The organism is uncultured Ruminobacter sp., from assembly GCA_902764345.1.
Taxonomy (GTDB): domain Bacteria; phylum Pseudomonadota; class Gammaproteobacteria; order Enterobacterales; family Succinivibrionaceae; genus Ruminobacter.
Genome location: CACWVT010000002.1, coordinates 1 through 25141, shown reverse-complemented (window position 1 = coordinate 25141; position 25141 = coordinate 1). Strand labels below are relative to the sequence as shown.

The 25141-nt window shown below is 44.1% G+C and carries 22 protein-coding genes; 9 read left to right on the top strand and 13 right to left on the bottom strand.

What is annotated here, in order from left to right:
* Positions 1-59: 59 nt before the first annotated feature.
* From QZU58_RS00500 to QZU58_RS00460, 9 genes are all read right to left on the bottom strand, one after another.
* Complete coding sequence (locus QZU58_RS00500) at positions 60-1676, bottom strand: methyl-accepting chemotaxis protein (RefSeq protein WP_294493750.1); 1617 nt, start codon at positions 1674-1676, stop codon at positions 60-62.
* Positions 1677-1894: 218 nt separating this feature from the next.
* Positions 1895-2560 carry a hypothetical protein gene (locus QZU58_RS00495; protein WP_294462825.1) on the bottom strand — a complete coding sequence of 222 codons (666 nt, stop codon included), beginning with the start codon at positions 2558-2560 and terminating at the stop codon, positions 1895-1897.
* Between the two features lie 247 nt (positions 2561-2807).
* Complete coding sequence (locus tag QZU58_RS00490; RefSeq protein WP_294462823.1) at positions 2808-3227, bottom strand: H-NS family nucleoid-associated regulatory protein; 420 nt, start codon at positions 3225-3227, stop codon at positions 2808-2810.
* Positions 3228-3685: 458 nt separating this feature from the next.
* Complete coding sequence (locus QZU58_RS00485) at positions 3686-5335, bottom strand: hypothetical protein (RefSeq protein ID WP_294493747.1); 1650 nt, start codon at positions 5333-5335, stop codon at positions 3686-3688.
* Complete coding sequence (locus QZU58_RS00480) at positions 5329-6981, bottom strand: VWA domain-containing protein (RefSeq protein ID WP_294493744.1); 1653 nt, start codon at positions 6979-6981, stop codon at positions 5329-5331. Before QZU58_RS00480 ends, QZU58_RS00485 begins: the two co-directional genes overlap by 7 nt.
* Positions 6974-7963 carry a VWA domain-containing protein gene (locus tag QZU58_RS00475; RefSeq protein WP_294461899.1) on the bottom strand — a complete coding sequence of 330 codons (990 nt, stop codon included), beginning with the start codon at positions 7961-7963 and terminating at the stop codon, positions 6974-6976. The genes QZU58_RS00480 and QZU58_RS00475 overlap by 8 nt, the downstream gene beginning before the upstream one ends.
* On the bottom strand, positions 7951-8406 hold the full coding sequence (locus QZU58_RS00470) for a DUF4381 domain-containing protein (RefSeq protein WP_294493740.1): 456 nt from the start codon (positions 8404-8406) through the stop codon (positions 7951-7953). The genes QZU58_RS00475 and QZU58_RS00470 overlap by 13 nt, the downstream gene beginning before the upstream one ends.
* Positions 8407-8409: 3 nt before the next feature.
* Positions 8410-9303 (bottom strand): DUF58 domain-containing protein, encoded by an 894-nt coding sequence (locus QZU58_RS00465; protein WP_294493737.1) that lies wholly within the window; start codon positions 9301-9303, stop codon positions 8410-8412.
* Positions 9304-9394: 91 nt separating this feature from the next.
* Positions 9395-10354, bottom strand: a complete 960-nt coding sequence (locus QZU58_RS00460; protein ID WP_294461908.1) for a MoxR family ATPase — start codon at positions 10352-10354, stop codon at positions 9395-9397.
* Between the two features lie 834 nt (positions 10355-11188).
* On the opposite strand from QZU58_RS00460, the gene QZU58_RS00455 reads away from it, so the two are divergent.
* The 4 genes from QZU58_RS00455 to QZU58_RS00440 all read left to right on the top strand — a co-directional run bounded on the left by QZU58_RS00455 (position 11189) and on the right by QZU58_RS00440 (position 14311).
* Positions 11189-11386, top strand: a complete 198-nt coding sequence (locus QZU58_RS00455) for a DUF1107 domain-containing protein (protein WP_294461911.1) — start codon at positions 11189-11191, stop codon at positions 11384-11386.
* A 286-nt stretch (positions 11387-11672) separates the two neighbouring features.
* Complete coding sequence (gene prmB / locus QZU58_RS00450; protein WP_294461913.1) at positions 11673-12674, top strand: 50S ribosomal protein L3 N(5)-glutamine methyltransferase; 1002 nt, start codon at positions 11673-11675, stop codon at positions 12672-12674.
* Entirely contained in the window at positions 12674-13762 is a 1089-nt protein-coding gene (aroC, locus tag QZU58_RS00445) for a chorismate synthase (RefSeq protein WP_294493735.1), read from the top strand. Before prmB ends, aroC begins: the two co-directional genes overlap by 1 nt.
* 333 nt (positions 13763-14095) lie before the next feature.
* A complete protein-coding gene (locus QZU58_RS00440; protein WP_294461918.1) occupies positions 14096-14311 on the top strand; it encodes a hypothetical protein in 216 nt (71 codons plus the stop codon).
* Here the strand turns inward: QZU58_RS00440 and QZU58_RS00435 are convergent.
* Positions 14300-15577 (bottom strand): MalY/PatB family protein, encoded by a 1278-nt coding sequence (locus QZU58_RS00435; protein ID WP_294493732.1) that lies wholly within the window; start codon positions 15575-15577, stop codon positions 14300-14302. The genes QZU58_RS00440 and QZU58_RS00435 overlap by 12 nt on opposite strands.
* A 335-nt stretch (positions 15578-15912) precedes the next feature.
* Here QZU58_RS00435 and QZU58_RS00430 point away from each other — a divergent pair, with 335 nt between their 5' ends.
* Complete coding sequence (locus QZU58_RS00430) at positions 15913-16554, top strand: metal-dependent hydrolase (RefSeq protein ID WP_294493730.1); 642 nt, start codon at positions 15913-15915, stop codon at positions 16552-16554.
* 269 nt (positions 16555-16823) lie between these two features.
* The gene (locus tag QZU58_RS00425; protein ID WP_294493729.1) at positions 16824-17339 is read left to right on the top strand and encodes a hypothetical protein; all 516 of its coding nucleotides are present in this window, start codon (positions 16824-16826) and stop codon (positions 17337-17339) included.
* Between the two features lie 159 nt (positions 17340-17498).
* Here QZU58_RS00425 and pdxT read toward each other — a convergent pair whose 3' ends face one another.
* Positions 17499-18089, bottom strand: a complete 591-nt coding sequence (gene pdxT / locus QZU58_RS00420; RefSeq protein ID WP_294493727.1) for a pyridoxal 5'-phosphate synthase glutaminase subunit PdxT — start codon at positions 18087-18089, stop codon at positions 17499-17501.
* Positions 18090-18091: 2 nt separating this feature from the next.
* Positions 18092-18997, bottom strand: coding sequence for a pyridoxal 5'-phosphate synthase lyase subunit PdxS (pdxS, locus tag QZU58_RS00415; RefSeq protein ID WP_294461928.1), 906 nt, complete (start codon positions 18995-18997; stop codon positions 18092-18094).
* Between the two features lie 310 nt (positions 18998-19307).
* Between pdxS and QZU58_RS00410 the strand changes: the two genes are divergently transcribed.
* From QZU58_RS00410 to QZU58_RS00400, 3 genes are all read left to right on the top strand, one after another.
* Complete coding sequence (locus tag QZU58_RS00410; protein ID WP_294493725.1) at positions 19308-20732, top strand: PLP-dependent aminotransferase family protein; 1425 nt, start codon at positions 19308-19310, stop codon at positions 20730-20732.
* Between the two features lie 59 nt (positions 20733-20791).
* Positions 20792-21439, top strand: a complete 648-nt coding sequence (locus QZU58_RS00405) for a hypothetical protein (RefSeq protein WP_294493724.1) — start codon at positions 20792-20794, stop codon at positions 21437-21439.
* A gap of 249 nt (positions 21440-21688) precedes the next feature.
* Entirely contained in the window at positions 21689-24430 is a 2742-nt protein-coding gene (locus QZU58_RS00400) for a BspA family leucine-rich repeat surface protein (protein ID WP_294493722.1), read from the top strand.
* 75 nt (positions 24431-24505) lie between these two features.
* Here the strand turns inward: QZU58_RS00400 and QZU58_RS00395 are convergent, their stop codons facing one another.
* Positions 24506-24988, bottom strand: a complete 483-nt coding sequence (locus QZU58_RS00395; protein ID WP_294493721.1) for a low molecular weight protein-tyrosine-phosphatase — start codon at positions 24986-24988, stop codon at positions 24506-24508.
* Positions 24989-25141: the final 153 nt, after the last annotated feature.

Here is a 25141-nt window from a genome sequence, read left to right as displayed (position 1 = left end):
AGAATAATAAGAGATGCGGGATATTCTCCCGCATCTCTTTATTCGTTTTATGCTGATTCCTACAGTTTGAAGAGGTTTATGTTCTTTGACATTGCTTCGGAAATGTCGTCCACCTTTTCGGATGAAATCAGGGAATTCTTTGCGGCCTGAGCCGTTTCACGCGTGGCATCGGTAATTGCCTGAATCATGGTGTCTATGTTACGGCAGGTTACGTTCTGCTGCTGTGTTGCGGTAGCTATATGGGTAAGCTGCTGATACACGATGTCTACGGCATGATTTATATTGTCGAGACTCTTCTCAACCTCATGCGAATGCTCTTCAATTTTAATTATGTCCTGAAGATGTGACTCCATGGTTGCGGATATTTCATCTGCCATCTGCTGAACCGAGCTTATCATATCGGTAATTTCCTGAGTTGACTCAGTGGTTCTGGAGGCGAGGGAACGTACTTCATCTGCAACCACGGCAAAGCCGCGGCCGTTACTGCCGGCTCTTGCAGCCTCAATGGCCGCGTTAAGAGCCAGAAGGTTAGTCTGTTCGGCAATGTTTCTGATGGAATCGATAATGCTGCCGATGTCCTTAGTCTTTTCTCCAAACTCTTTTATTTTTAGAGACTGTTCATGAGTGCGGGCACTGTGGCTTTTGATTTCAGCCACGGTGTCTCTGGTTATTTCCTTGCTTGCAAGAGCCGTATTATGAGCAGTTGCTGAGTTGTTGAAGGCTTCAGAGCAGTTATTGGTAATTTCGTTGGATGTCTTGGTAAGCTCGGTACTTGCTTCAGATACGGAAACAGCCTTCTCAAGAATCTTTTCGTTACTGTCATATACTGATTTATTGGTCAGTCTCAGATTCTGAGCGTTATTGGAAAGCATGTCTGAGTTCTTATGCATGGTGGAAATAATGCTTCGCAGATAGTCAACCACCTGATTGAAGGAATTGGCGAGAGTACCGATTTCGTCGTTGGAGCCGATTGTTACGTAGGTTCTGAGATCGCCCTCTGCCAATACGTTGGCGTCATCAGCAAGTTTTCTGATTGGATTTATAATGGATCTGCCGATTATGACTACCATGAAAATTACGGACAGCAGGCCGATAATTCCGGGGGTTAGAAGAGAGGTAGGGTTTGTTGAGTGCTTTACGTCCCTTATTATTTTTTCAGATGAAAGACCTGCATATCTGATTAGCTTGGATACTTCAATGTCTATGTCTTTACCGATGGGAACCAGATGTTCCTCAATGGCATGGAATGCATCACGACGATTGTCTTCACGTGTAAGCCTGAACACGTTTTCCTTGGCTCTGTCGTATTTTATCAGATTCATTTCCATTTCATGGACTATGTGGAGACACTCTTCGTCGTTTTCACATCCGGCGATAATGGTCGGAATAACCATATTAAAGTTATCCCTGTTTATGGAATAAGCGGCGTCGAATGACTTCAGTTCTTCCTCGGTTTCGGTCATAGGAGCCTTTATGGCGCTGATGCGCAGTTCCTTGAACAGTGCTTCGGCGTTTCTTGATGCGTCAACAAAGGCAGTGCAGGTATTCAGCTTCGGGATCTGTTTTGTGGCATTATGCATCTTATAGAGGGAAATAATCATAATCATTGCGAATATCAGAATGATATACACAGAGAGTATTTTTATTTTGCTTGAAACAGTAAAATTGCTTAACATAGCACGCCTTCGTTGATGTTGATTTTGTTTATTATGATTATTAGAGGCTTTTAGAGACCTTAGATTTATTATCACACATCAGAAAAAGTGTTTTCAGTGATCTATATATAAAACCATCTGAATTATTGCGATGATGTGAACAGTGTGTCATTATTCGGGCTGATAACAAAAACGCCGTACGTGTCAGTACGGCGTTGTCATACGGTAAGCTGTACTGTCTATCTGACGCTGCGGCCGACAATCATTCGGTCTTTGCTGAAAAAGAGACCGCGTATCACTGCAAGAACAGAACCGCCGATGGCACCGAACAGATGCGCTTCACCGCAGGTGGAGTAGGCAAAATCGCGATCAGGATTGATCTGTTTCTCAATTGTTATTGTTTCGCCGTAAACTTTCTGGGCCAGTTCGTTAAAGGTAAGTTCCGGCCAGTTAAAATCAATGTAAAGCTTAATGATGAGACCAATGAGCAGAATAATGCCCTTTGCATCACCATCCCTGAAGTATCTTAAAATTGCAGCGTAGGCGAACATCCCGTGAAGAGCTCCGCTGAGACCGCAGTAGGTGCCGATACTCTGGTTGAAGAAAGCTATGCCGACGGTTACGGCAAAGCATGAAAAAAGCAGACTTGCAGTCTTGTCGGCATACGTGTTTGCGTTAGGGCTGTAGAAAAACAGCCAGATAATAAACAGACCGGCCACGTTTTCGTAAAGATGAACGTTGTTATAGTGGGTAAAGTTTGCGGTCAGAAAGGAGAGCCAGTGAAGCATATCGCTGTCGAATCGGGTCCACATCAGATCGGAGGGACTTGAATATATGTATGTACAGTAAATACAGGCAAATGCGGCCGCAAGAAGCAGAACTATGTTAAGAATCTGATATTTCATAAAAACCTCATGGTAACCGTGTTGATGTTGTTGTGTTCGTTTTTTGACTATTTTAAGCCAAACAGTGTAGCAGATGTTTATTTTTATGCAGGGGATCTGATGTGGTGCAGGTTTTGCTGTCTGATTTTGGAGAAATTCCGCTTTAAATGATGGTATAGCTGATTATCTCTCGGGAAATGTCAGACAACACTCGGACAGTCAGTATTGCGTCTCAGCTGCACTGCATCGTTTTGGATAAATCTGAAGGCTATTCATCATCCCGATGAATAAGATAATCATCCATTGTTTTACCTTCACGCTTTATACATTCCAGAAAGGCGGTAGGGGTTCTGCCCTGTCCTGTCCAGGTCAGGATATTGCCTTTTTCGTCCGTGAACTTATATTTTGGAGGGACGACTCTTCTGCGTATCTGTTTTTCGGATTCAGCAGCCTCAGCAAGCTGCGAAAGGTCACTGGCGCTGATGTTGTTCTGAGCCATGATTGTTTTAATGGCATTCAGTGCATCCATTCTTTCCTTACGCATTTTTTCATTAAGTTCTTCATCAACCTTCTTTTCATCATATATTCGGCGGAGCTTCTGAATGACTTCGTTCAGCTCTGATGAGGAGAGGGTGGATACCGCACTTTTAAGCAGTCTGGCATTGGTAAGAACAGTCAGAAAATCCATAATCGATCCCTTAGTATACGTTACGCAGGTATAAAATAATGTTGATTGTTGAATAAGAATCATATTTACGTTCTGATAATTATTCAATTTTATTCAATCGTTGCTTTGAATAATTTTAAATAATAAGAGGAAATAAAAACAGGTGCGTACTTCAAATTATTGAAAAAGGCCCTATATGTGTGCCTGCCTGTCGCAAGATAAGGAACCTGTGTCCCGGAAATTTAATATTTATTTAAAAAGACGGCAGGGCTCATTTTAATCTGATTTTCAAAAAGATTTTGAATAGTATTTTTAAAGATTATTATTCCAATACAATTCTGATTAGTTGTTCAGGTTTTTGGCGAGGTTGCAGGGAAAGCCGGAGCAGTGTGGTATTTATGGTAAAAGAATATGATTATCGGGGAAAAAAACGGCGCGGTTTTATTCCCGCGCCGCTTTATGGAGTTTATAACCTGAGGTTACTTAAGCTTCTGAGTTACGGTTTCGTACATTTCACCGTTCAGACCATATGGATTGATACCATGCTTAGCCTTAGGTCTTCTGTAGTTTCTGTTCTTTGAAATAACCTTTCTGATTTCTGAATCATCCCATGCGGTATGGTCAGGAGCCCAGCAGGCGGCAGAGAGATTATCAAAAGCGACCTTGTTTTCCTTGTAGAAAGGAATGTCACTAAGACCTACGATGGTAGTTCCTTCCCATCTCTTCTGAGCCCACTCAATGATGGCATTTCTGGTCTGGAACGGATCCTTCTTTGACCATGACTTGCGCATCTGCTTCCAGTAGCCTCTGAAGTCCATGTATTTATGGAGTCTGCCGTATATGCCTACGCGTTCACGGTACCAGATTATACTGTAGTAGGTGAATACGCCGAACACCAACAGGAATGCAACTCCGGCAAAGAGCCAGTGGGCATATCTAGGATCTCTTGGAATGTAGTCATTGAAGCTGAAGCCGGAAACCTCATAGGTTGCTCCATCAATGGTTAAATCCTTCTTTTTTCCATCGTTAGGGTTGAGCCATGTAAACTTGACGTCAGGAACGTTGAAGGTGGTATGGTTCTTTTTAGGAACAAATACCTGCTTCACTATAAGCGTGGAGATTAATTTCTTATTCTTCATCAGCTTTTCTGATTCCTTGGTCTTCTCTACGTAGACGTCATAATCAGGCATTTCAGGAAGTTCCATTGAAGGGAACTGTGAAAGGGCATTGTTGGTACCGCGGATTGTAATGGAACGCGTAATGGCCTGACCTACGGATACTTCCTTTTCATCAGGAGTCCACTGTACGGCAATGGTGATGTTGTCGGACACAAGATCGTTGTTAGGATTAGGTTTGATATTAATCTTCTGCTGTTCGCCTTCCTGGTCGAATGTCTTATTGGTTCCACCAGGAGTTTTGATTATCCCCTGAATGACGGGACCTTTAATAACATTTTCACCAGCCTTATGGAAGATGATTTTGTATTCGCGAATCTGGGTTTTATAGCTAGGCTGTGAGATGGAGTTTTCCTTGCTGACGCGACTGGTTACTTTTTCCTGATAAAGCTCAATGGTAGCATTCTCAGCCTTAGGAGGAGTATAACTCTGAATCTTCACATTAGGCAGAATATCGGTTTCCACACGATACATTACCAGCTGTCCCTCAATTGCCGTAGGGTTGCGCAGAAGAGTCTTTATAAACTTTTTTGCGAGTGTCTTTGAGGTCGGTTGTTTGACTTGAATCGTTACCGGTGAGGACTTTTTGCCAAGACCTTTAATAGTAAACGGTTTAATCTCAATTATACCGGAATTATTGGTGAGCAGAGGAATATCCCACTTGTAAACAGTGAGCGCAGGATCCTGATCGTACTTGGCCTGACTGAACTTAAGATGACCGACCGTGAAATTGCTGCTCAGATGATCATATTGAAGACTTCCGTTGTTAAGCTTAACGTTCGTAATAACCGTTACGCGGAAGTTGAATGTCTTACCTGAGTAGATTTCCTTATCGGTGGAAAACTTAATAATGGTATTTTCATCTGTTGCCTCCGCAGTCTGAACGAATGCGGTGCTGAAGGTGCAGAGCAAGACAAATACCAGTAATTTAAAGAATAAACTAAACTTTACCATTTCTGCTCCGTAATTCTGTAGGTTTTCTTACTCTGCTGTAATGCCATTCTGCGTTGTAACAGAGTACCTGTACTGGTGGTTGGGAGTGGGGCATAGCCCATATCCGTGTTTGCAGATGAAAGACCGTTGATTCTGGCTTCCTTAATCTGAGCTTCCTGACGGGCTCTTGCGAGTTCGTTAAGCTTGCGGAGATATTCGATGATTACGGTCTTGTTCATGCTGGCATCGGCGTGTTCCGGATTCAGTTCCAGAGCCTGATCGTATGCCAGAATGGCGTTATCCAGTGAATTTGCGCTCTGCATATGGGCAAAACAGTTACCAATGTTGTACTTGGCTTCAGCATCATTGCCGAGAGCTTCGTATTCAGGAAGAGCCTTATCATAACGTCCGAGTCTGTAGTAGGCATTGCCTCTCCAGAAACGATCAGTAAGATACTTGAGGGCTTCCTCATACTTGCCTTCCTGATAAAGCTGGTATCCGTATTCATTAGGATGACTTGCAATGTATGCAGGATCTGCGTCATCTGCGGCAAGAGCTTCCTGAGGGTACATGATTGAAGATGCACCGATGGTGAATGCCAGGGCAATCACGAAGAAGTAATTTCTTACGAAACACAGAGCGGTGACAAGACATACAATCATGAAGTAGTAGCCGATGTCCTTATGAGTGTACTTGCTCTTTTCGGTAACCTTGTACTTTGAGTGCTTGTAGTCGTAGATCTTTTCAAGCATAGGAGCCTGATCATTCATTTCAAAGTAAACCTGAGAACCGGTTTCTCTGGCGATCTTATGTATCGTTTCAAAGTTTGACTGTGCCATGACGGTGTTGTCATTCTTATCACGGATGTAGTTGCCGTTCAGAGAAATAGGTGAGCCTGACGGTGTACCGATCGCATAAATGTAAACTGGGTAAGGACAATCCCTGATGTAGTTCGTAAGATCTGCAACATCTTCCGGAGAGGTCTTAACATCATCAAGAACAAGCAGAATATTGCCCGGAGTCTTATGATCCTGATCCAGAATCTTGCGCGCTTCCTTCAGACCTTCAATAGGGTTTGAACCCTGAGCTTCTCTAGGCATGATCGTAGGATCAAGTTCCTGAAGAAGGTAGAGAAGGCTTGATGAGTCATCGGTAGGAGGCGATACCACATAGCTTTCATTGGTGAATGCAACGATACCGATGTGACGGTGCGCCTTTGAGGCGTGGAGAAGTTCAATGAGACTGAATCTCACGCGCTGCATTCTGTTTGGCTTAAGGTCAGTTGCAAGCATTGAAAGTGAGGTGTCTACTACCCAAATCCAGTTTTCATCATTCTGGAAAAGATTTGAGTCCTGTGACACGGCCGGACCGCAGAGTGCGGTTACGGCGAATACGTACGGAATTACAAGCCAGCCGAACTTCTTCCATAACTTAGGCTTGCTGATGAGCAGCTTCTGTTCTTCGGAAGTAACGGTAGCGTTGATATTATCATCCTCATCCTCGTCAAAATCCTTCTTAAGATTCTTCTTTGGCTTGAGGTAGTTGATAATGTCTTCATTAATAAAGTTTTGCAGCTTATAGTGCTTTGCAAAGTCCACGTACACGAATAACAACGGTAAAAGCAGTAATACCAGCCACCATGGACGTAACAGAACGAAATCAGCCATTTATTCTCCTTACTACGATGCCGGTGCAGATTGAAAGAAGCAGTGATATTAACAGAGGCCAGTGATAAAGTTCCACTTCCGGCTGATACTGACGCGGAGTTTCTTCGGAAGCTTCGTTAAAGTTGATTTCCTGATATCTATTGTGGAGCTGCTTACGGTCGCGGGCACGCATATATTCGCCCCTGGTAATTTTGGCAATTTCCTTGAGGGTTGGCTCGTCAATTCTGTCGATGCCTTCGCCTTCGTCCTCAAAATCATCCGCGGTTTCAGAACCGAAACCAATGGTGTAGATCTTCATGTCCTTGCTGTAGGCAACGTGTGCGGCTGAATTTGGGGTCATGCCGCCGTCAACGGTGTTTCTGCCGTCGGTGAGGAGAATGAGAATCTTCTTGTTGGTGCCGGCTTCCTCGAATCTGTTGATAGCCATGTTGATGGCTCCGGTGATGTTTGTAAGCGGACCGGTGGAAAGCTTAAGATCAATTTCGTCGGCAAGCTTCAGCAGTAACCCCTTGTCGAAGGTGAGAGGGGAGAGAACCTGCGCCTGATCAGAGAAAAGGATAATCCCGATGCGGTCATTTGAATTACTCTTGATTCGGGAGAGAATGAATTCTCTAACCTGTTCCTTAACAATGTCGATGCGCTGAACAGGTCTGTTCTCTGAATCAAGCATATCCATGTATTTCATGGAATCGGAAAGGTCAATTGCGAGAATAATGTCGCGATGAGGCTGCTCTATTACGATAGGTGTGTCGTAATAGACCGGTCTCATAAGGGCAATCATCAGAAATACCCATGCCGCATAGGCAATACCGAAAATCATGTGAACCCTGTTCTTAGGTTCGGAGTCAAGAATTTTTGGCAATGAGGTGATGTATATGAATTCATCCTTCTTGCTTCTGCCAGGTAAAAAACGGATTAAGATTGGCAGAAATGCAAGGATCAGAAATAACCACCACCAAGAACCTATTCCTAGCGCCCCCATATTCTTCTCCTTATGTTGGAATATATCCACTTCTTACATTCTTTAACTAACATTTTCTTTTCATTGATTGGAACTTCAATGTTCTGCCAGTCGTAGATTACTCTTTCCCAAGCATCGGTAAATGCTTCGAAATTGGTGTTACCGGTCTGATCAAGGAAGCGGAGCCAGTTAAGGCCGTAGAGCGGAGCCACTACGTCACGCGGATACATGATAAGAGCCGTTTCCTTCAGCCAGTAGTTGATTAAAGGAATGAACGCTTCGTTATTGAGATCAATTTTGTTTAAACGTCTTATGGCTGCAAAAAGCGGTAAAAGTCTGTAAATAGAGTAGTAGGCGGCAGCCAGAACGACGATAAGAGCGAGCCACCACAGAAAGCCGTAGGAGAAATCTACGGGAGGCTCACCCTCATGGATATCTCTGAGTAAAGAAAAATCAAATTCCATGACCTATTCCCTGTCTTGGTTTTTATTGGCCATCATCAGTGCTTCCGATACATCGATACAGATGTTGCGCTGTGATGTTTCGGAAAGAAGACGATCAATGTGATGTATTCTGTGTAAACCTATACGGCGATAGTTTTCAACGAAGTTGCTGTCAAGAGAACTGATGAAGCCCTGAGACGAACCGGTGTCGATACCGATGGTACCGGTACCTTCGATGTTTACTTCAATCTTGTCATACAGCTGATAAGTTCTCACGGTGTGAGACTTGTTCAGACGTCTGAGATAAAGCATTGAGTTATCGTCGAGTCTGTAGAAATCGCTGATGATGTGGAACACGCTGCCCGGTCTTGCACGATTAACAAGCAACTTCAGACCGTCACCGATATTAAAGTCAAAACTCTTTCTTCTTAAACCTAACTGGTAAGCGTCATAAATCTTTTGGATAAATGCCAGAACGTCTTTACGCATACCGCCGGGCTGGTGTCTTATAGGAGTGTTGCCGAGAATGATCATGCCTGCAACCTTGTCCTTCATTTCCAGAGCCTGCCAGGCACAGGAAGCGGCAATAAGTGCACCGAGACGTGCCTTAAGCTGTCCCTGAGAACCGAAGTACATTGCCGGGTCGAGGTCTAAAATGATGTACACATTACGGTCACGTTCCTCACGGAACATTTTTGTATAAGGGCGTCCCGTTCTTGCCGTAATTCTCCAGTCGATGTTTCTAATGTCATCGCCGGGGAGATAGGCACGAACTTCTGAAAATTCCATACCGCGTCCTTTACTCATTGAACGCAGAATACCATAACGCTGACTTGCCACCATGGTGTTAGGCAGGAGCTGTGTCAGCGGAGGAACCTGAATAAGTTCTTCGAATGTAAGTTCAATCCCATTAGGCATTGAGTTTATCCTTTTATTGTTGTTATAGTCCAGGTTAAAGCAGCAGAGCCCATAATCAGGCTGGGGTTTTCCCCAGCCTGAAAAAATGGACTTAACCTACAACAACCTTCTTGGTTAAGAGCTCAATTACGCGGTTTGCATCAACTCGGTCGGCTTCTGCTTCCATTGACAGGAAGATACGGTGTCTGAACACCGGATATACGCAGTACTGAATATCTTCAGGAGCAACGTAGTTACGGCCGTCAAGCCATGCCTTAACGCGTGAGCAGTTAGCGAGCGCCATTGTAGCACGAGGAGAAACACCGCAGCTGATCCAACGGGCAAGATCGGTTGAGTCGTAGCTGTATGGACGTCTTGTAGCCATGGTCAGGTTGATGATATAGCTTTCAAGAATATCCGGAATTGTTACGGATAATACATCCTTGCGGGCTTCAAACAGTTCTACCTGGGTAATTACAGGAGGCTGTTCCTTTGCTGCATGCTTAGACTCGAGGTGATTCAGTCTGAGAATCTGTAATTCGGTCCCCTGATCAGGGTAGTTTAACTGCAGATGCATGATGAAACGGTCGAGCTGAGCTTCAGGCAGAGGGTAGGTACCTTCCTGTTCGAGCGGGTTCTGTGTAGCCATTACCAGGAACAGATCAGGTAACTGATAGGTCTTACGACCGATGGTTATCTGTCTTTCCGCCATCGCTTCCAGAAGTGCTGACTGAACCTTTGCCGGGGCACGGTTGATTTCGTCGGCTAACAGTAAGTGATGGAACAGAGGACCAGGCTGGAATACGAATGTACCATCCTGAGGTCTGTAAATATCGGTACCGGTCAAGTCCGCTGGCAAAAGGTCAGGTGTGAACTGGATACGGTGAAATCTGCCTTCAATACATTCTGACAAAAGCTTGATTGCTCTTGTTTTTGCAAGTCCCGGAGGGCCTTCAACAAGAATATGACCGTCCGCCAGTAATGCGGTTAAAAGACCGTCAACCAGTTCCGGCTGACCGACTATATTCTTATTCATATAGTCGCGAACTTTTAATATAGCTTCATTGGACATTTGCTATTATCCCTATTTCTGAGTTGTATTTTTACGAGTAAAAAATAAAACTATTTTTACAGGTAGTATTATTTTTGCAAAACTCTGATTCACTCCGCAGAGACAAAAAAAAAATCTCGCCCCGTACGGGAGTAAAATTTTAATAAAATATAGCATACAACAATCACTATCTAAGAATAGATTTATCTAAAAATGTGTAGTCTGTACTGTTTTAACATGCGGATACGTCAATATTTTTAGTGGTTGTTGTTTTTTTAAACGATAAGTCTGCCGTATGCGTTGATTTATAAACGTTTGGTGGTTTTTTGAACAAAATTATGCGAACCGTGAAATGACGGATTAGTTCTTTTGAAAGAAGACGAGATTGATGTTTTTTTAAATATTCAAGAATAAAAAGAATACGGAATATCGGTTGTGACGCATATGTTCTGGTGAAAACCGTGACGGTCTGACAGTCATTTCAGTAAGGTATAAATCCTTTTGTTCTTTTTTCTTAATCTGTCGGTTTTTCACTTTATCCGGTGACTGTTCCGTCAGTTCGAGGTGATGTTTTTTATGCAGTCTGCCATGGTCGCAGATTCTGATGCGCTTTACAGTAGTGTGATTATTATACGTTTTTTTATGTTTTATAACACGAATGTCACAATTCCGTTGAGCAAAGAACAACAGGGATCAAAATTCCATGTCGATCTCAATTTTATCATATCAATGTTGATATACTTAAGTTGAACGTGGCGGTATGGATACCGGATTGTCGGTACCGCTGAATTTCTGGCTGATAATAACAATAAAACTACCCATAATGCCGCAGCCCGCAGAAAAGAGATTATAACAATGAGAATATTTAAAAAATATAGCCCGGCAATGATTGCTAAGCATGTGCGAACTTTTTTTAAAGGCAGACTGTATATACATGGACGTGGCGCTTACGAATTTGACAAGGGATCTGTTCTGATGCCTGTTGGGGCTGATGATAAGCATCGTGATACCGTAAGGGAACTCAACAGCTACATCGAAACCAGTAAGACCTGAGAAGATCGGGCCTCTGCATGAAGCGGGGGAGTATGTCTTTAACCGGTAAATAGGAACCTTCGGGTTCCTATTTTACTTTTTGATTTGTTTTGAAGTTCGCAACCGTAATCATAATGATGACGGACTCTCACTGTCTCGTACTGTACAATATACCGCCGTCCGACCGCAATTTATTGCTCATACCGGGTTCAGATGTTAAAATGTGGAAGATTTTTAATACCGTGACGGTCTCTGACCCGAGCCGTTGCGTAACGTGCCGTGTAACGTTATTTCTTAGGAATTGTGTATGAATGACATTGTTGACAGCGAAGTAGAAAAGAGAAAGTTCAGAAAGGAAAATTTTCCGGAAGATGTTGAAGCAGAGATTGTAAGTGAACTGGAAACAATTAATGATGTAGTCCGTTACGTTACCAGTTACATGATTGAGAACAACGTTTATCTCGGACACGGCACCGACAGTTACTGGGACGAAGCTCTTTATCTGGTTCTCTGCCTCATCAATCTTGATCCTCCTGGGGATCCGGAAACCATGAATGCGAAGCTTACCGATCGCGAAAAGAGAAACATAGCAAGGGCACTGACCATCAGGGTCAGGGACAGAATACCGACTGCCTACCTCACCAACAGAGCCTGGTTCTGCGGTATTGAATTCTATGTGGATGAAAGAGTTATCATTCCGCGTTCACCTATAGGCGAGCTCATCAATAACGGTTTTGCCCCTTATCTCAGAAAAACTCCATCACGTATTCTGGATATGTGCACCGGGTCAGGATGCATTGCGCTTGCATGCGCCAATAAATACAGTGCAGAGGATGTTTCGATTGATGCCGTTGACATCAGTGAGGATGCTCTTGACGTATGTATAAGGAACATCTACAACTATGGTCTTGAAGACGTGGTAATTCCTATTAAGAGTGATCTTTTTGATGCTCTGAATGAAGAAGACAAATATGATCTTATCGTCTGCAATCCTCCGTACGTTGATGCTGCCGACATGGAAGATATGCCTGAAGAATATCATGCTGAACCGGAGTTGGCACTGGCTGCTGGAAATGACGGTCTGGATCTTGTCAAGGTAATTATGGCCGAGGCTCCGTACTATCTCGCGGATGACGGTCTGATTTTTGTTGAAGTCGGAAACAGCAGACTTTCACTTGAGGCTGAATTCCCTGAAGTGGAATTCAGATGGGTTGAATTTAAGAATGGTGGTGACGGCGTGTTTGTCATGACCTATGATGATTTAATTGAATATGCTCCATATTTTGAGCAGTACAGGAGAGAAAAGTAATGGCCGGCAATACCTTTGGTAAACTGTTTACCGTAACCACCTGCGGGGAAAGTCACGGTTTGGCTCTGTCTGCAATTGTTGACGGATGCCCTCCGGGGCTGGAGCTCTGCGAGGCGGATCTTCAGAAGGATCTGGACAGAAGACGTCCTGGTACTTCAAAGTTCACCACTTTGAGAAGAGAGCCGGATCAGGTAAGAATCATCTCCGGTGTTTTTGAAGGCAAAACAACCGGCACCCCAATCGGTCTGGTAATAGATAACGTGGATCAGCATTCTTCCGACTATACCGCAATATCACAGATGTTCAGACCTGGACATGCGGATTATACCTATCTTCAGAAATACGGTATCAGGGATTACAGGGGCGGCGGACGTTCATCAGCCCGCGAAACCGCCATGCGCGTGGCGGCTGGTGCCATAGCCAAGAAGTATCTGAAGGAAAAGCTTGGTGTGGAAATCAGAGGATATACCACGTCAATAGGTCCGGTTAAGGCGGAAAAATGCGTCGTTGATGAAAGAGAGAACAATGAGTTTTTCTTCTGCGATCCCGATAAGGTCGAAGAGGTAAGGGACTTCATGTGCAACCTCCTGAAGGAACATGATTCTGTCGGAGCTTCAGTTGAAGTTGTTGCCACCGGGGTTCCTGTAGGTCTTGGTGAGCCTGTATTTGATCGCCTTGATGCCGAGATTGCCTACGCAATGATGGGTATCAATGCCGTTAAGGGGGTTGAAATCGGTGACGGCATGGCCGTAGCCGGACAGAAGGGCTCATATCACAGGGACGTGCTGACACCTGAAGGCTTTACCACCAATCATGCAGGCGGTATTCTCGGCGGTATCAGTACAGGTCAGGACATCATCGTGAAGATGGCTCTTAAGCCGACTTCCAGCATTACCATCCCGGGGAAGACCATAAATCTGCAGGGTGAGGTTACCGATGTTGTTACAAAGGGCAGACATGACCCGTGCGTCGGTATAAGAGCAGTGCCTATTGCCGAAGCCATGCTGGCACTTACGCTGATGGATCACTTCATGCGTAACCGTGCCCAGTGCGCTGATGTTGTATGCAGTACTCCTAAAATCGCATAATTTTCGTTATGCGCAGAACACCTTTATAAATAAGTCTTGATGAAAACCGGATCGCTTTTAAAGGGCGATCCGGTTATTTGTTTACGTTGAGGGCGGTGACCGGGAACTCCGGGCATGTTTCCTTTTTCTGAAAAAATCTTGATTTTTTCAGAAAAAGGTATAATATTTCTCATTCAATAAATTTAGGTAAATAAATGCCATAATTCATTATGCATTTATAATAAATTCAGGTCTGAGGAATACTGAATCCGAATAAAGACGGATTCTGCTTTCAGATAATGAAACGTTTTTACTAACTGTATTTGAAGAGCTGACATTAGCAGGAGTTATGTAATGAGCAGAAAAGAACGCAGGAAGAGTGGCTCAGGTGAGTCTGCAGTTCCTAATGTGATAAATTTTGTATGCAGGTACGATCTTAAATTCAATCACGCAAGAGTCTACGATGACCGCAAGAAGAAGATGAAAGCGGGATATGCAAAGCACAAGAACAGAATTTCGCCGTGTGACGGCATAAGTCCACGGCGATTTTTTTTGTCCCTAGCATTTTAAGGCCCTAACCAACCTGTCTATTGCTTCCTTCAGAATAGCCCTTGGACAGGCAGCATTTATTCTTACGAATCCGCTTCCTTCTTTTCCGAAAATATACCCCTGATTTGCCTGTATTCTGCATTCAGTAAGCAGAAGTTTTTCTAGTTCAGCATCGCTGAATCCGTATTTTCTGAAATCAAGCCACAGAAAGTATGTCCCCTCAGGTACGGCTGAATGCCAGATGTCCGGAAGTTCCTCATCAAGTCTGTAGTAGGCATAACTGAGATTGTCCTTTATATAGGAAAGTGTTTCCTTCAGCCAGTAGCTTCCCGTTCTGTATGCTGTTTCCGTAGCAATGCTCTGAATGAAATTCGGACCGTGTCCATGCAGACCCAGACTTTCCGCAGTGTCCAGAAAGCGTGTTCTTGTTTCGGCGTTTTTTATGAATATGTTGGCGTTGGCAATGCCGGCAAGATTAAATGTTTTTGAAGGAGAGGTGCATACAATCAGTCTGTCATTGAGTCTGTCGTTCTCCAGATTAAGCACGGAAGTAAATGCTGATGACGGAAACACAATGTCAGAATGGATTTCGTCGGCAACAATAAAGACCCCGTGCTTAAGGCAGATGTCAGTCAGAGCGGTTATTTCATCCTTTGAAAATACGCGTCCCGTAGGGTTGTGGGGGCTGCAGAGAATGAACAGTTCAGGATGTTCCGCTTCAATCGTTCTTTCAAAGGCGGCAAAATCAATTTCAAAACGGTTTTTCCCTTGGATAAGAGGACTTCTGATAAGTCTTCTGCCGGTAGATGACACAGCTTTGTAAAACGGGTGGTAGACGGGAGTCTGAAGTATTATTCCGCTTCCCGGCTTTGTAAAAGCATGAATTGCCGTTATTATTGCCGGAATCACTCCGGAGAAAGGAATAATCTCATTTGCCCTGACCGAGTAATTGAATCTGTCCTTAAACCATTCTGATACCGCAGCTTTGTAGCTGTCGGGAGTGTATGAATATCCGTATACTCCGTTGGCAAGTCTCTGCTGCAGCGCTTCTTTGACCGTCGGAACGGTCTCGAAGTCCATGTCGGCTATCCATAACGGAAGCAGAGGGAGTTTATCGGGATTCGCACTGTCAACGCTCCTCTGCCATTTAAGTGACAGAGTGTTTCCCATGTCAGGGATTCTGTCCCTGCTGTTGCTTATTGCTGCAGTGTTCGCAGATAGCAGATTCCCATTTGCGGAGACTTTGTGAACAGGAGCTCTGTTCAGAACGGTGATTCCGGAAATCATGGTGTTCTCCTTGTATTATTGTTTAGTTGTTTTCTGTTTTTCTTTGTTATGTTTATTATTATTTATTTCTTTCTTTAAACATATATCATATCAAACATATTGATATGGTATGAATTATATTTTTGCACCGATAATTCAGAATGTCAACAGGGTTTTTTTGAACTTTTGATTTAAATTGATGCTGCTGACCGTGATCTGATGCTTAATTCTTTGCATTAATAAATATTTGTGATAATATTGCCACGGTTGAAGAAACGTTGCAGAGCACTGTTTCTAAACTCTTCAGGCCGGAAATTTTCCGGAATATATCGTTAAGTTATAAGCATCCCATCATAATGAAAAGCAGAACCCATCTTGTCGTCGGATTATCATCGTCGCTCCTGCTGGTTCATCCGACAGACTGGCATACTTTTGCGGTCGGAGCGGTGACGGCCGTTGTCGGCGGGACTGTTTCAGACATAGATTCGCGGATGTCCAGACCTCACGGCAGGGCCACTCTGATTATTGCCCTGATTTTTCTTCTTGTAATCGGTCTGGTGGTTGCTGACGGTGAATACGATCTTGGACTGTACCGCAGTATAACCGGTAATGAGCAGACTGCCGATCCTGTAAAAGGAGGTCTGGCCTTTGTTCTGATTTGTGCTCTCGGCATGAATATCAAGCACAGGGCCTTCATGCATTCTTTTTTCGGAATGGTGGCACTGACATTCTGTGTTTTTCTGGTTGATCCTGTGGCCGTGCCATTTTTTGTCATAGCCTTTATGGGGCATATCTTTCTGGATTTTCTGAACAGCTATGACATATATTTCTTCTACCCGTTCTCATTCTGTAAATACTGCCTCCGTATTGCCGAGGATGACGGTTTTCTTGACAGAATCATATTCATGCTCGGAACGGCTTTAAGTATATGGCTTCTTGTTCTTATTCCCGCTGACATTATGGGTTTTTTCAGCTGGCTTGCGGAAATTAAAAACTAGACATGTCCTCAGACCGAACTGCAGACTGTCTGCCGTTAAATCAGGAATTCCTTAAAACTGATTCTTCAGGTTTGGTTTTGTGTCATGAAACGTCAGTTGATTTCAGTAATTCAGTTCATTAATTTGATCATGGTTAAAAAACAATCAGGTTAATCGTAAAATATTTTCATGATGCGGGTTCAGATGATATATTTAAATTAATAGCGTTTTTTTTATATTCTAATAAAACCTCAAATACCAAGACATGGACAGTGTCCGGGAGGATCTTTATGAATGACGATAGCCACACGGCCGACGATGAGTTGGATCAGACGGATTACGAAGAAAATATCGTTGATATCCGAGGTCGTCCCGTTGCCGTTTCCGAGCGGAGCTCTCATCGAAAAAACAGAGGAACATCAGTCTGCAGAATACAGGCCTGGGCCATGTTTTATAAAGGCATGACCGGCAATGAAATCTATACGAGGGATGACGTTCTTGAATGTTTCTACAGAGCGATGGAGTGTCTGAGATGTGAGGAAAACTATCTGGATCTCAGTGCCGAACAGGCCAGTATTCTGGTAAATGAAGGTGATTATTTCATTAAAACCGGTAACGGGGAACACTTTATTCCCATTATCTCTTATACGGATCTGAGGGACGTGCTGAAGCATACAATCGGCGGAACAAGAGTCGATGAGATGTTCCAGCAGTTCTGTGAGAAGAATCTAATCAACATTAATGAATCCCTCGAGGATGTTATCGATCTTGAGCTTCTCGATTATTCCATAGCTGCAAACAAGTAAAGTTGCCTTTACGAGAGGTTAACTAAGCCGTTTGCCGGTGTCTGCTCTTTCCTGATGACCGTTTCTTAATCTGAAAAATAAAGGGAAAGCTTCATGTGTGAAGCTTTCCCTTTCTGTAGGTTTGACCGGTACGGAGTCCAATCCGTGAGGCTGTATCCGTTACTTTATTCCGTTATGGAATTTTTCGCATAAATCCAGAAATTCTCTGTGGATTGACGGATCGTCATTTATTTCAGGGTGGAATGCCAGCCCAATCTGATTACCGTATTTAACAGCCACGATCTGTTCCCTGCATTCTGCGAGAACCTCAACCTCCTGACTGTTCAGGGCTGTGACTATCGGAGCCCTGATAAACGTCATGAGAAAATTCTGGAGCTTACCGACGTTACCCGTATATTCAAAGCTTCCCGTCTGTCTGCCGAAGGCATTTCTCTTAACGGTAACCGGAAGTGTGCCTAGGTGGGATACCGGATCTCCCTCGATCTTTTCCGCGAGGAGGATAAGTCCGGCGCAGGTGGCAAGAACAGGGGTACCGGCCTTAATCATGTTTCTGAGAGGTTCGAGCATTCCAAGTTCCCTCAGCAGCTTGCCCTGAACAGTGCTTTCTCCACCGGGGAGAACAATACCGTCGAGAGAGTTTCCGGTAAGATCCGATAACTGTCTTATTTCAATGCATTCTGCTCCTGATAAGCGAATCATGTCCTGATGTTCGCGGAATGCCCCCTGAAGTGCAAGTACCCCGATTTTCATTCTTACTTACCTCTTTCTTCCATGATGATCTTGATTTCGGATGCGTTGATGCCGACCATGGCTTCACCGAGATCTTCAGAAAGTTCAGCAATCAGCTTGGCGTCTTTGTAGTTTGTAACAGCCTGAACAATGGCTCTTGCTCTCTTTGCAGGATCGCCTGACTTGAAGATGCCTGAACCGACGAATACGCCTTCGGCACCAAGATGCATCATGAGAGCAGCATCTGCCGGGGTGGCTACGCCGCCTGCCGCAAAGTTAACAACCGGAAGCTTACCGTTGTCATGAACCCATGCAACGAGTTCGTAAGGAACCTGAAGCTGCTTTGCTGCTTCGAAAAGTTCATCACTGTTGAGTGAGGCGATTCTGCGGATTTCGGAGTTCATCTTGCGCAGATGTCTTACGGCCTGAACCACGTCACCGGTACCAGGTTCACCCTTGGTTCTGATCATGGATGCACCTTCGTTGATACGGCGAAGTGCTTCACCGAGATCTCTTGCGCCGCACACGAAAGGAACACTGAAATCTCTCTTGTTAATGTGATAAACGTCGTCTGCAGGAGTCAGAACTTCTGATTCGTCAATGTAGTCAATATCAATAGCTTCAAGAATCTTTGCTTCCATGAAATGACCGATACGGCACTTTGCCATTACAGGAATGCTGACAGCTTCCTGAATTCCTTTGATCATCTTAGGGTCGCTCATTCTGGAAACACCGCCGGCAGCTCTGATGTCTGCAGGGATTCTTTCAAGAGCCATTACCGCACATGCGCCTGCTGCTTCAGCAATTCTGGCCTGTTCAGGGGTGGTAACATCCATGATGACACCGCCTTTAAGCATCTGTGCGAGGCCTTTGTTGAGACCATAACGTTCGTTGAATTCAGTAGTATTTGTATTCTTTGATTCGCTCATAATATTTACCTCTCATTCATTAAGTGCTTTTAATGGTACAGGTGAGGTGGTATTATTAAAATAATCAGATTAAAATAATTTTAGATGCCAGTTGCTACGTTTTTAATGTTTTATAATTCCTTGTTATTTGGTAGGAATTTAAATATCCATGCATGCCTTTAATATGGGTGTGACCCTTGTCACATCACGTTTCCGCAGGTTCATAACCCGGATTGGTGTTAGGAGAAGGACGGGGATTTTCTGGCCTTAAATATGGTCAATTTGTTTCAAAATTCATATGACCAGATGAAAATGGAGATGCAGTGAAGCTATGCTTACATATGATTTTTCCAATATTTCGGTACCGCTTTACGAGTATCTGTACAACAGACTGAAGGATGATATCAGGACAGGAATCATTGCCAGAGGTGAAAAGCTTCCGTCCAAAAGAACATTCGCCAAGAACAACGGCATCAGTACCATAACGGTTGAAGCAGCCTATGAGCAGCTGATGAGCGAGGGGTTCGTTTATGCACTGCCGAGGAGAGGATATTTTGCTGCGGACATAACAGCGGTTCCGAACACTACAAAGAAAGGCTCCCTGTGTCTGGACATTGCCGTACCTGAGAAAAATTCCGGCGATGTTATAAAGGTCGATCTTTCCGATAACGGTACGAACCCGGACAACTTCCCGTTTTCGGTATGGAGCCGGGTAATGAGGAGCGTGATTACCAATAAGTATGATGTCCTTATGAAACCTTCACCTACAGGCGGAGTGAGGGAGCTCCGACAGGCCATTTCTGAGTATCTGAAATCCTTCAGGGGAATGCTGGTCGATCCCGATCAGATTATAGTCGGGGCCGGAACTGAATATCTGTACGGTCTGCTGATTCAGCTAATGTGCAGAAACAGAACTATCTGTCTGGAAAATCCCGGATATCACAAATCTGAAATGATATATGCAAATAACGGTATCGAATGCCGTCATGCCGGGATGGATTCGGACGGAATCATTATTGATGAATTGCGTAAATGCGGTGCCGACATTGTACATGTAAGTCCGACACATCATTTTCCGACAGGAATCACCATGCCGGTTAGTCGCAGATATGAGCTGCTGTCGTGGGCTAACGAGAAGGAAGACAGATACATTATCGAAGATGACTACGACAGTGAATTCAGAATCAGGGGCAGGCCAATACCTCCGCTTGTAAGTCTTGACGGCTGTGACAGGGTGATCCACATAAATACCTTTTCCAAGACTCTGGCCTCAACAATACGTATCAGTTACATGATACTGCCGCGTAATCTGGCAAATCTGTTCTACAGGAAACTGTCATTTTATTCATGCACCGTTTCCAACTTTGAACAGTATGCTCTGGCAGGATTTATCAGCGGAAGATTTTTTGAAAAACACATAAACAGAATGAGGCTTCATTATTCCAGAATGCACGGAATCATACTGGAATGCATCAGAAGTCATAAACTGTCACGTCACTGCGAGGTAATAGAAAATGACAGCGGTCTGCATTTTATCCTGAAAATCAATACATCCATGGATGATGACGTTCTGCGAAAAAAGCTTCTGGAAAAGGGAGTGAACATTCATGCACTTTCGGAATACTACGTCGGGGCTTCAGCCAATGATCTGCACCGCTTCCTAATTAATTACTCAAATCTAAGTGCAGAAAAGATGAACACAGCGTTGGATGCAATATATCAGTGCGTATTCGGTGACGAGGCTCGGAATTCATGACATGATAAGTCTGATACTTTACCGGACACAGGTGATTCATACCGATGAGAGGAGTTTTTATGCAGGTATTTGAATACGGAAATCAGGATGCCGACACGGTGCTGATTCAGCTTACCGATGAGCACGACCTGTCACTGATGAGCAGTGAAGCTGATGCCATTCGCCGTGAGGCGGGAGAGAATTTCAGACTGATAGCGTTAAAGGTGAATGACTGGAACGATGACCTGTCTCCATGGAAGTCTCCGGCTGTGTTTGGCAACCAAGACTTCGGAGGCAGGGCGGAAGAAACTCTGCAGGAGGTTTTGAAGTTCTGTTCCTGCTTGGAAGGAGTACGCTATATCGGAGGTTACTCTCTTGCCGGACTTTTTGCACTGTGGGCGGCATACCGCACGGATTTGTTTAATGGTGTGGCCGCCGCATCTCCTTCGATATGGTTCCCGGGGTTTACCGATTTTATGAGGAAAAACGCGATTAAATGTCCTGCCGTATATCTTAGTCTTGGTGACGGTGAGAGCAGAACCCGTAATCCGGTAATGGCATCAGTGGCTGACAGAATAGGTGAGGCCCGGACAATTCTGTGTGATGGTGGAACCGAATGTACTCTGGAATGGAATCAGGGAGGACATTTCCGTGATTCTGACAAAAGAACCGCCAAGGGCTTCTCTTGGCTTATGTCCCGTGCCGGAGGCAGTCCGGTTCACGACTAAGGGAATTTGCAGTAAATCTTTTTTTGTCTCCATTACTCCAGAAACAGAAATTATTTTATTGTCCTCTTCCAATTGGATTGCGGATGTGATAATCTGATCCTCTTTCTTTTTTTTCACGGCGGTTTAACGGCAGGTCTGTTCAGGATGCTTATTATATAAAACGGTATACAGATAAGTTTAAATATCATCCGTGACGGACAAATTATAAACATTCAGGTGCTGAAGCATAAACGGAAAGGAGAAAAACTCATGACTGATGAACGTAATCCGGCTCTTAATTCCCACGAAGACATTACAGAAGATCTGATTAGAAGAATTATTGATAATGACCTTGATTCCCTGACTTTGAATTACTGTTTTACCAGACGTCGTCAGCCGAATGAGACGGATGAATCACTGCAGGAGTTTTTTCTTACACATAATCCCTTTGCGATAGCTGACGGCAGGAAGAAGATAAAACGTATAGAATTTGAAGTGATTCTCACACCGAATGTTCAGTCATTAAGCAATGCTTTCAGGGACATGAGTGAGCTGGAGTATGTTAACCTGAAGGATACTTCCTGTGTGACGGATATGTCTTTCATGTTCTTAGGTGCAAGTTCTTTTAATCAGCCAATCGGTAACTGGAATACGTCCATGGTAACGGATATGTGCGGAATGTTTCTGGGGGCAGGATCCTTTAACAGTCCAATAGGAGAATGGGATACTTCTCGCGTCACGAACATGGGCTTTATGTTTGACCTTGCATCGTCATTCAATCAGCCTTTGGGGGGGTGGAATGTTTCAAGTGTGAGAAGCATGAGCAACATGTTTGCCTCAGCCGAGAGTTTTAATCAGGATTTGAGTAAATGGGACGTTTCCGGCGTCATCGATATGCACGAGATGTTCAGAAATGCAGAGAATTTTAACCAGAATATCGGAGACTGGGATGTTTCCGGCGTTACTGATATGCATGGAATGTTCAGAAATGCAGAGAATTTTAACCAGAACATCGGCAGGTGGGATGTGTCCGGAGTTAAAGACATGCATGAAATGTTTTATGTGGCCGTGTCTTTTAATAAGGAGATTGGCAAATGGAATGTCTCCAATGTTACTGATATGAGTGAAATGTTTCTCTCTGCAGCAGCTTTTAATCAGCCGATAGGAAACTGGGACGTTTCCAATGTCAGAGATATGAGCGGGATGTTTATGTGGGCGGGTTCATTTAATCAGCCAATAGGAGACTGGGATGTTTCCAACGTCAGAGACATGAGCGAAATGTTCGCGGGAACTGATTCCTTCAATCAGCCGTTAGCAGGATGGAATACTTCCCGGGTCACGAATATGGCCGGAATGTTCTATTCTGCCAAAGTATTTAATCAGCCGATAGGCGGATGGGACACGTCTAACGTTACGTGCATGGCGTCCATGTTTTATTGGGCAAGTGTTTTCAATCAGCCGATAGGTGACTGGAATACATCCGGAGTAACGGACATGAGCACCATGTTCCATGGAGCATCATCCTTTAACCAGCCTCTGTGCAGATGGAATACCTCAAATGTTTCGGACATGAACGGAATGTTTCTTCATGCTTTATCCTTTAATCAGCCGTTAGCAGACTGGGACACTTCCGAAGTCACCGACATGAGTCTTATGTTTATGGGAGCGGAACAGTTTAACCGTCCGATAGGAAATTGGAATACGTCAAATGTTACCGATATGAGCCGAATGTTTATGGGCTCGACGCATTTCAATCAGCCTATAGGAAACTGGGATACCGCAAAAGTTATCAGTATGAGCAGAATGTTTGAAGAAGCGGAGTCCTTCAATCAACAGGTTGAAGGTTGGGATACGTCGCGTGTTACCGATATGGCCGAAATGTTCAGCAGAGCCCGTAGCTTTAACAGTCCCTTGGCCAAATGGAATACTTCAGCCGTAGTTACCATGAGAGAAATGTTTGCCAATGCTTCTCTCTTCAATCAGCCGATAGGTGAATGGGATACTTCCGCGGTTGAGGATATGAGCGGAATGTTTGATTGTGCAGTAAGTTTTAATCAGTGGGTGGGTGATTGGAATACATCTGCGGTTACCGATATGAGCAGAATGTTCAGACGTGCCTTTGTATTTGACATGCCTTTGGAAAAATGGGATACGTCCGGAGTTACTTCCATGCGTGAGATGTTTGCTTATGCCTGTTCTTTTAACCATCCGATAAATGATTGGGATACCTCCTCAGTTACTGACATGGAAAAGATGTTTATGAATGCATCGGTTTTCAATCAGCAGGTTAACGGCTGGAATACTTCAAAGGTAACCGACATGAAAAGCCTGTTCCGTGGAGCTTTATCCTTTAATCAGCCGTTATGTGACTGGGATACTTCAGCGACAGTATCCATGGAGGGAATGTTTGCCATGGCAAAATCATTCGATCAGCCGCTTGAAAACTGGAATACATCGGAGGTTACTTCCATGAAAGGTATGTTCATGGGGGCATCATCCTTTAATCAGCCCTTAGATTCATGGAATACGTCAAACGTGACAGACATGAGTGAAATGTTTTTAATGGCGGAAAGCTTTAATCGGTCAATCGGCAACTGGGATACTTCAAAGGTTACCGACATGAGCGGTATGTTCAGGGATGCACCGGTTTTCAATCAGAATATAGGCAATTGGGATACGTCAGCGGTTACGGACATGAAGGAAATGTTTTTAAATGCGAGAGCTTTTAACAGTCCAATAGGAGACTGGAACACTTCTTGCGTTTTGTCCATGGCGGGGATGTTTGAGCGGGCCTGTTCCTTTAACCGGCCGATAGAAAAATGGGATACCTCAAATGTAAAAAATATGAAGAGGATGTTCTTCGGTGCTCATCTGTTTGCTCAGTCGCTTGCCGGGTGGAATATGTCAGGGGTTTATGACATTGAGTTTATGTTTGAAGGGGTTTTTTCCTCAACTGCCATGCAAAGTCTTAAGGAACGGATTTGCAGGGATGATTATGGGTTCAGATGGTAATGTTTAATCAGTCCTGATCGTCTGGTGTTTTTTGTGGCTGGCGGTCAGGACCCTGTTATTTTTTCTGATACGGAATTATGAATTTTTACTCTTCCCGATTATGTAATCAGCAAGAGCAGTGCAGCCTGACATTAAATCGGAAAAGGTTTTTTCAAAATTTCCGGTATACCAGGGATCTGAAACGTCTCCCGGTTTTTCTGTCAGATCCATGAGTCTGAGACACTTCCCTAAAGGATCTTTTTGGATAATTCTCATCATGTTCCGGTAATTCATTTTGTCCATGTAGATGAGATAATCATAATATTTGTAGTCACTTTCGGTTATCTGTGTGGCCCGATGACCGTTACAGGGAATGTCGTGCAGGCGCAGTTGTTCAAGCGCAGGTGGATAGATGGGATTCCCGACACCATTCCATATTTCTTCATCACTTGTAGCTGCGGAATTGATTTCAAACGCGTCGGACATTCCACGGTCATTGATTATTTTCTTGAAAATAAATTCGGCCATGGGGGAGCGGCAGATATTGCCGTGGCACACGAAAAGCACCCGAATTGTCATTGTTGATTGTCCAGAATTGCCGGAGATTGCCCATGTCTGCAAGGTTTGCCGGCTCTCAACCTATGCAGAACTGCCTTTCGCAATATTAACAGAAATGACGAAAATATCCAAAATACTGCCTTTTGTGTACACGAAAAGTAGTCAAATCGTAGT

Excerpts from the sequence above, each read along its gene's own strand:
- QZU58_RS00500 (WP_294493750.1), bottom strand. The coding sequence starts at position 1,676 with ATGTTAAGCAATTTTACTGTTTCAAGCAAAATAAAAATACTCTCTGTG.
- QZU58_RS00495 (WP_294462825.1), bottom strand. The coding sequence starts at position 2,560 with ATGAAATATCAGATTCTTAACATAGTTCTGCTTCTTGCGGCCGCATTT.
- QZU58_RS00490 (WP_294462823.1), bottom strand. The coding sequence starts at position 3,227 with ATGGATTTTCTGACTGTTCTTACCAATGCCAGACTGCTTAAAAGTGCG.
- QZU58_RS00485 (WP_294493747.1), bottom strand. The coding sequence starts at position 5,335 with ATGGTAAAGTTTAGTTTATTCTTTAAATTACTGGTATTTGTCTTGCTC.
- QZU58_RS00480 (WP_294493744.1), bottom strand. The coding sequence starts at position 6,981 with ATGGCTGATTTCGTTCTGTTACGTCCATGGTGGCTGGTATTACTGCTT.
- QZU58_RS00475 (WP_294461899.1), bottom strand. The coding sequence starts at position 7,963 with ATGGGGGCGCTAGGAATAGGTTCTTGGTGGTGGTTATTTCTGATCCTT.
- QZU58_RS00470 (WP_294493740.1), bottom strand. The coding sequence starts at position 8,406 with ATGGAATTTGATTTTTCTTTACTCAGAGATATCCATGAGGGTGAGCCT.
- QZU58_RS00465 (WP_294493737.1), bottom strand. The coding sequence starts at position 9,303 with ATGCCTAATGGGATTGAACTTACATTCGAAGAACTTATTCAGGTTCCT.
- QZU58_RS00460 (WP_294461908.1), bottom strand. The coding sequence starts at position 10,354 with ATGTCCAATGAAGCTATATTAAAAGTTCGCGACTATATGAATAAGAAT.
- QZU58_RS00455 (WP_294461911.1), top strand. The coding sequence starts at position 11,189 with ATGAGAATATTTAAAAAATATAGCCCGGCAATGATTGCTAAGCATGTG.
- prmB (WP_294461913.1), top strand. The coding sequence starts at position 11,673 with ATGAATGACATTGTTGACAGCGAAGTAGAAAAGAGAAAGTTCAGAAAG.
- aroC (WP_294493735.1), top strand. The coding sequence starts at position 12,674 with ATGGCCGGCAATACCTTTGGTAAACTGTTTACCGTAACCACCTGCGGG.
- QZU58_RS00440 (WP_294461918.1), top strand. The coding sequence starts at position 14,096 with ATGAGCAGAAAAGAACGCAGGAAGAGTGGCTCAGGTGAGTCTGCAGTT.
- QZU58_RS00435 (WP_294493732.1), bottom strand. The coding sequence starts at position 15,577 with ATGATTTCCGGAATCACCGTTCTGAACAGAGCTCCTGTTCACAAAGTC.
- QZU58_RS00430 (WP_294493730.1), top strand. The coding sequence starts at position 15,913 with ATGAAAAGCAGAACCCATCTTGTCGTCGGATTATCATCGTCGCTCCTG.
- QZU58_RS00425 (WP_294493729.1), top strand. The coding sequence starts at position 16,824 with ATGAATGACGATAGCCACACGGCCGACGATGAGTTGGATCAGACGGAT.
- pdxT (WP_294493727.1), bottom strand. The coding sequence starts at position 18,089 with ATGAAAATCGGGGTACTTGCACTTCAGGGGGCATTCCGCGAACATCAG.
- pdxS (WP_294461928.1), bottom strand. The coding sequence starts at position 18,997 with ATGAGCGAATCAAAGAATACAAATACTACTGAATTCAACGAACGTTAT.
- QZU58_RS00410 (WP_294493725.1), top strand. The coding sequence starts at position 19,308 with ATGCTTACATATGATTTTTCCAATATTTCGGTACCGCTTTACGAGTAT.
- QZU58_RS00405 (WP_294493724.1), top strand. The coding sequence starts at position 20,792 with ATGCAGGTATTTGAATACGGAAATCAGGATGCCGACACGGTGCTGATT.
- QZU58_RS00400 (WP_294493722.1), top strand. The coding sequence starts at position 21,689 with ATGACTGATGAACGTAATCCGGCTCTTAATTCCCACGAAGACATTACA.
- QZU58_RS00395 (WP_294493721.1), bottom strand. The coding sequence starts at position 24,988 with ATGACAATTCGGGTGCTTTTCGTGTGCCACGGCAATATCTGCCGCTCC.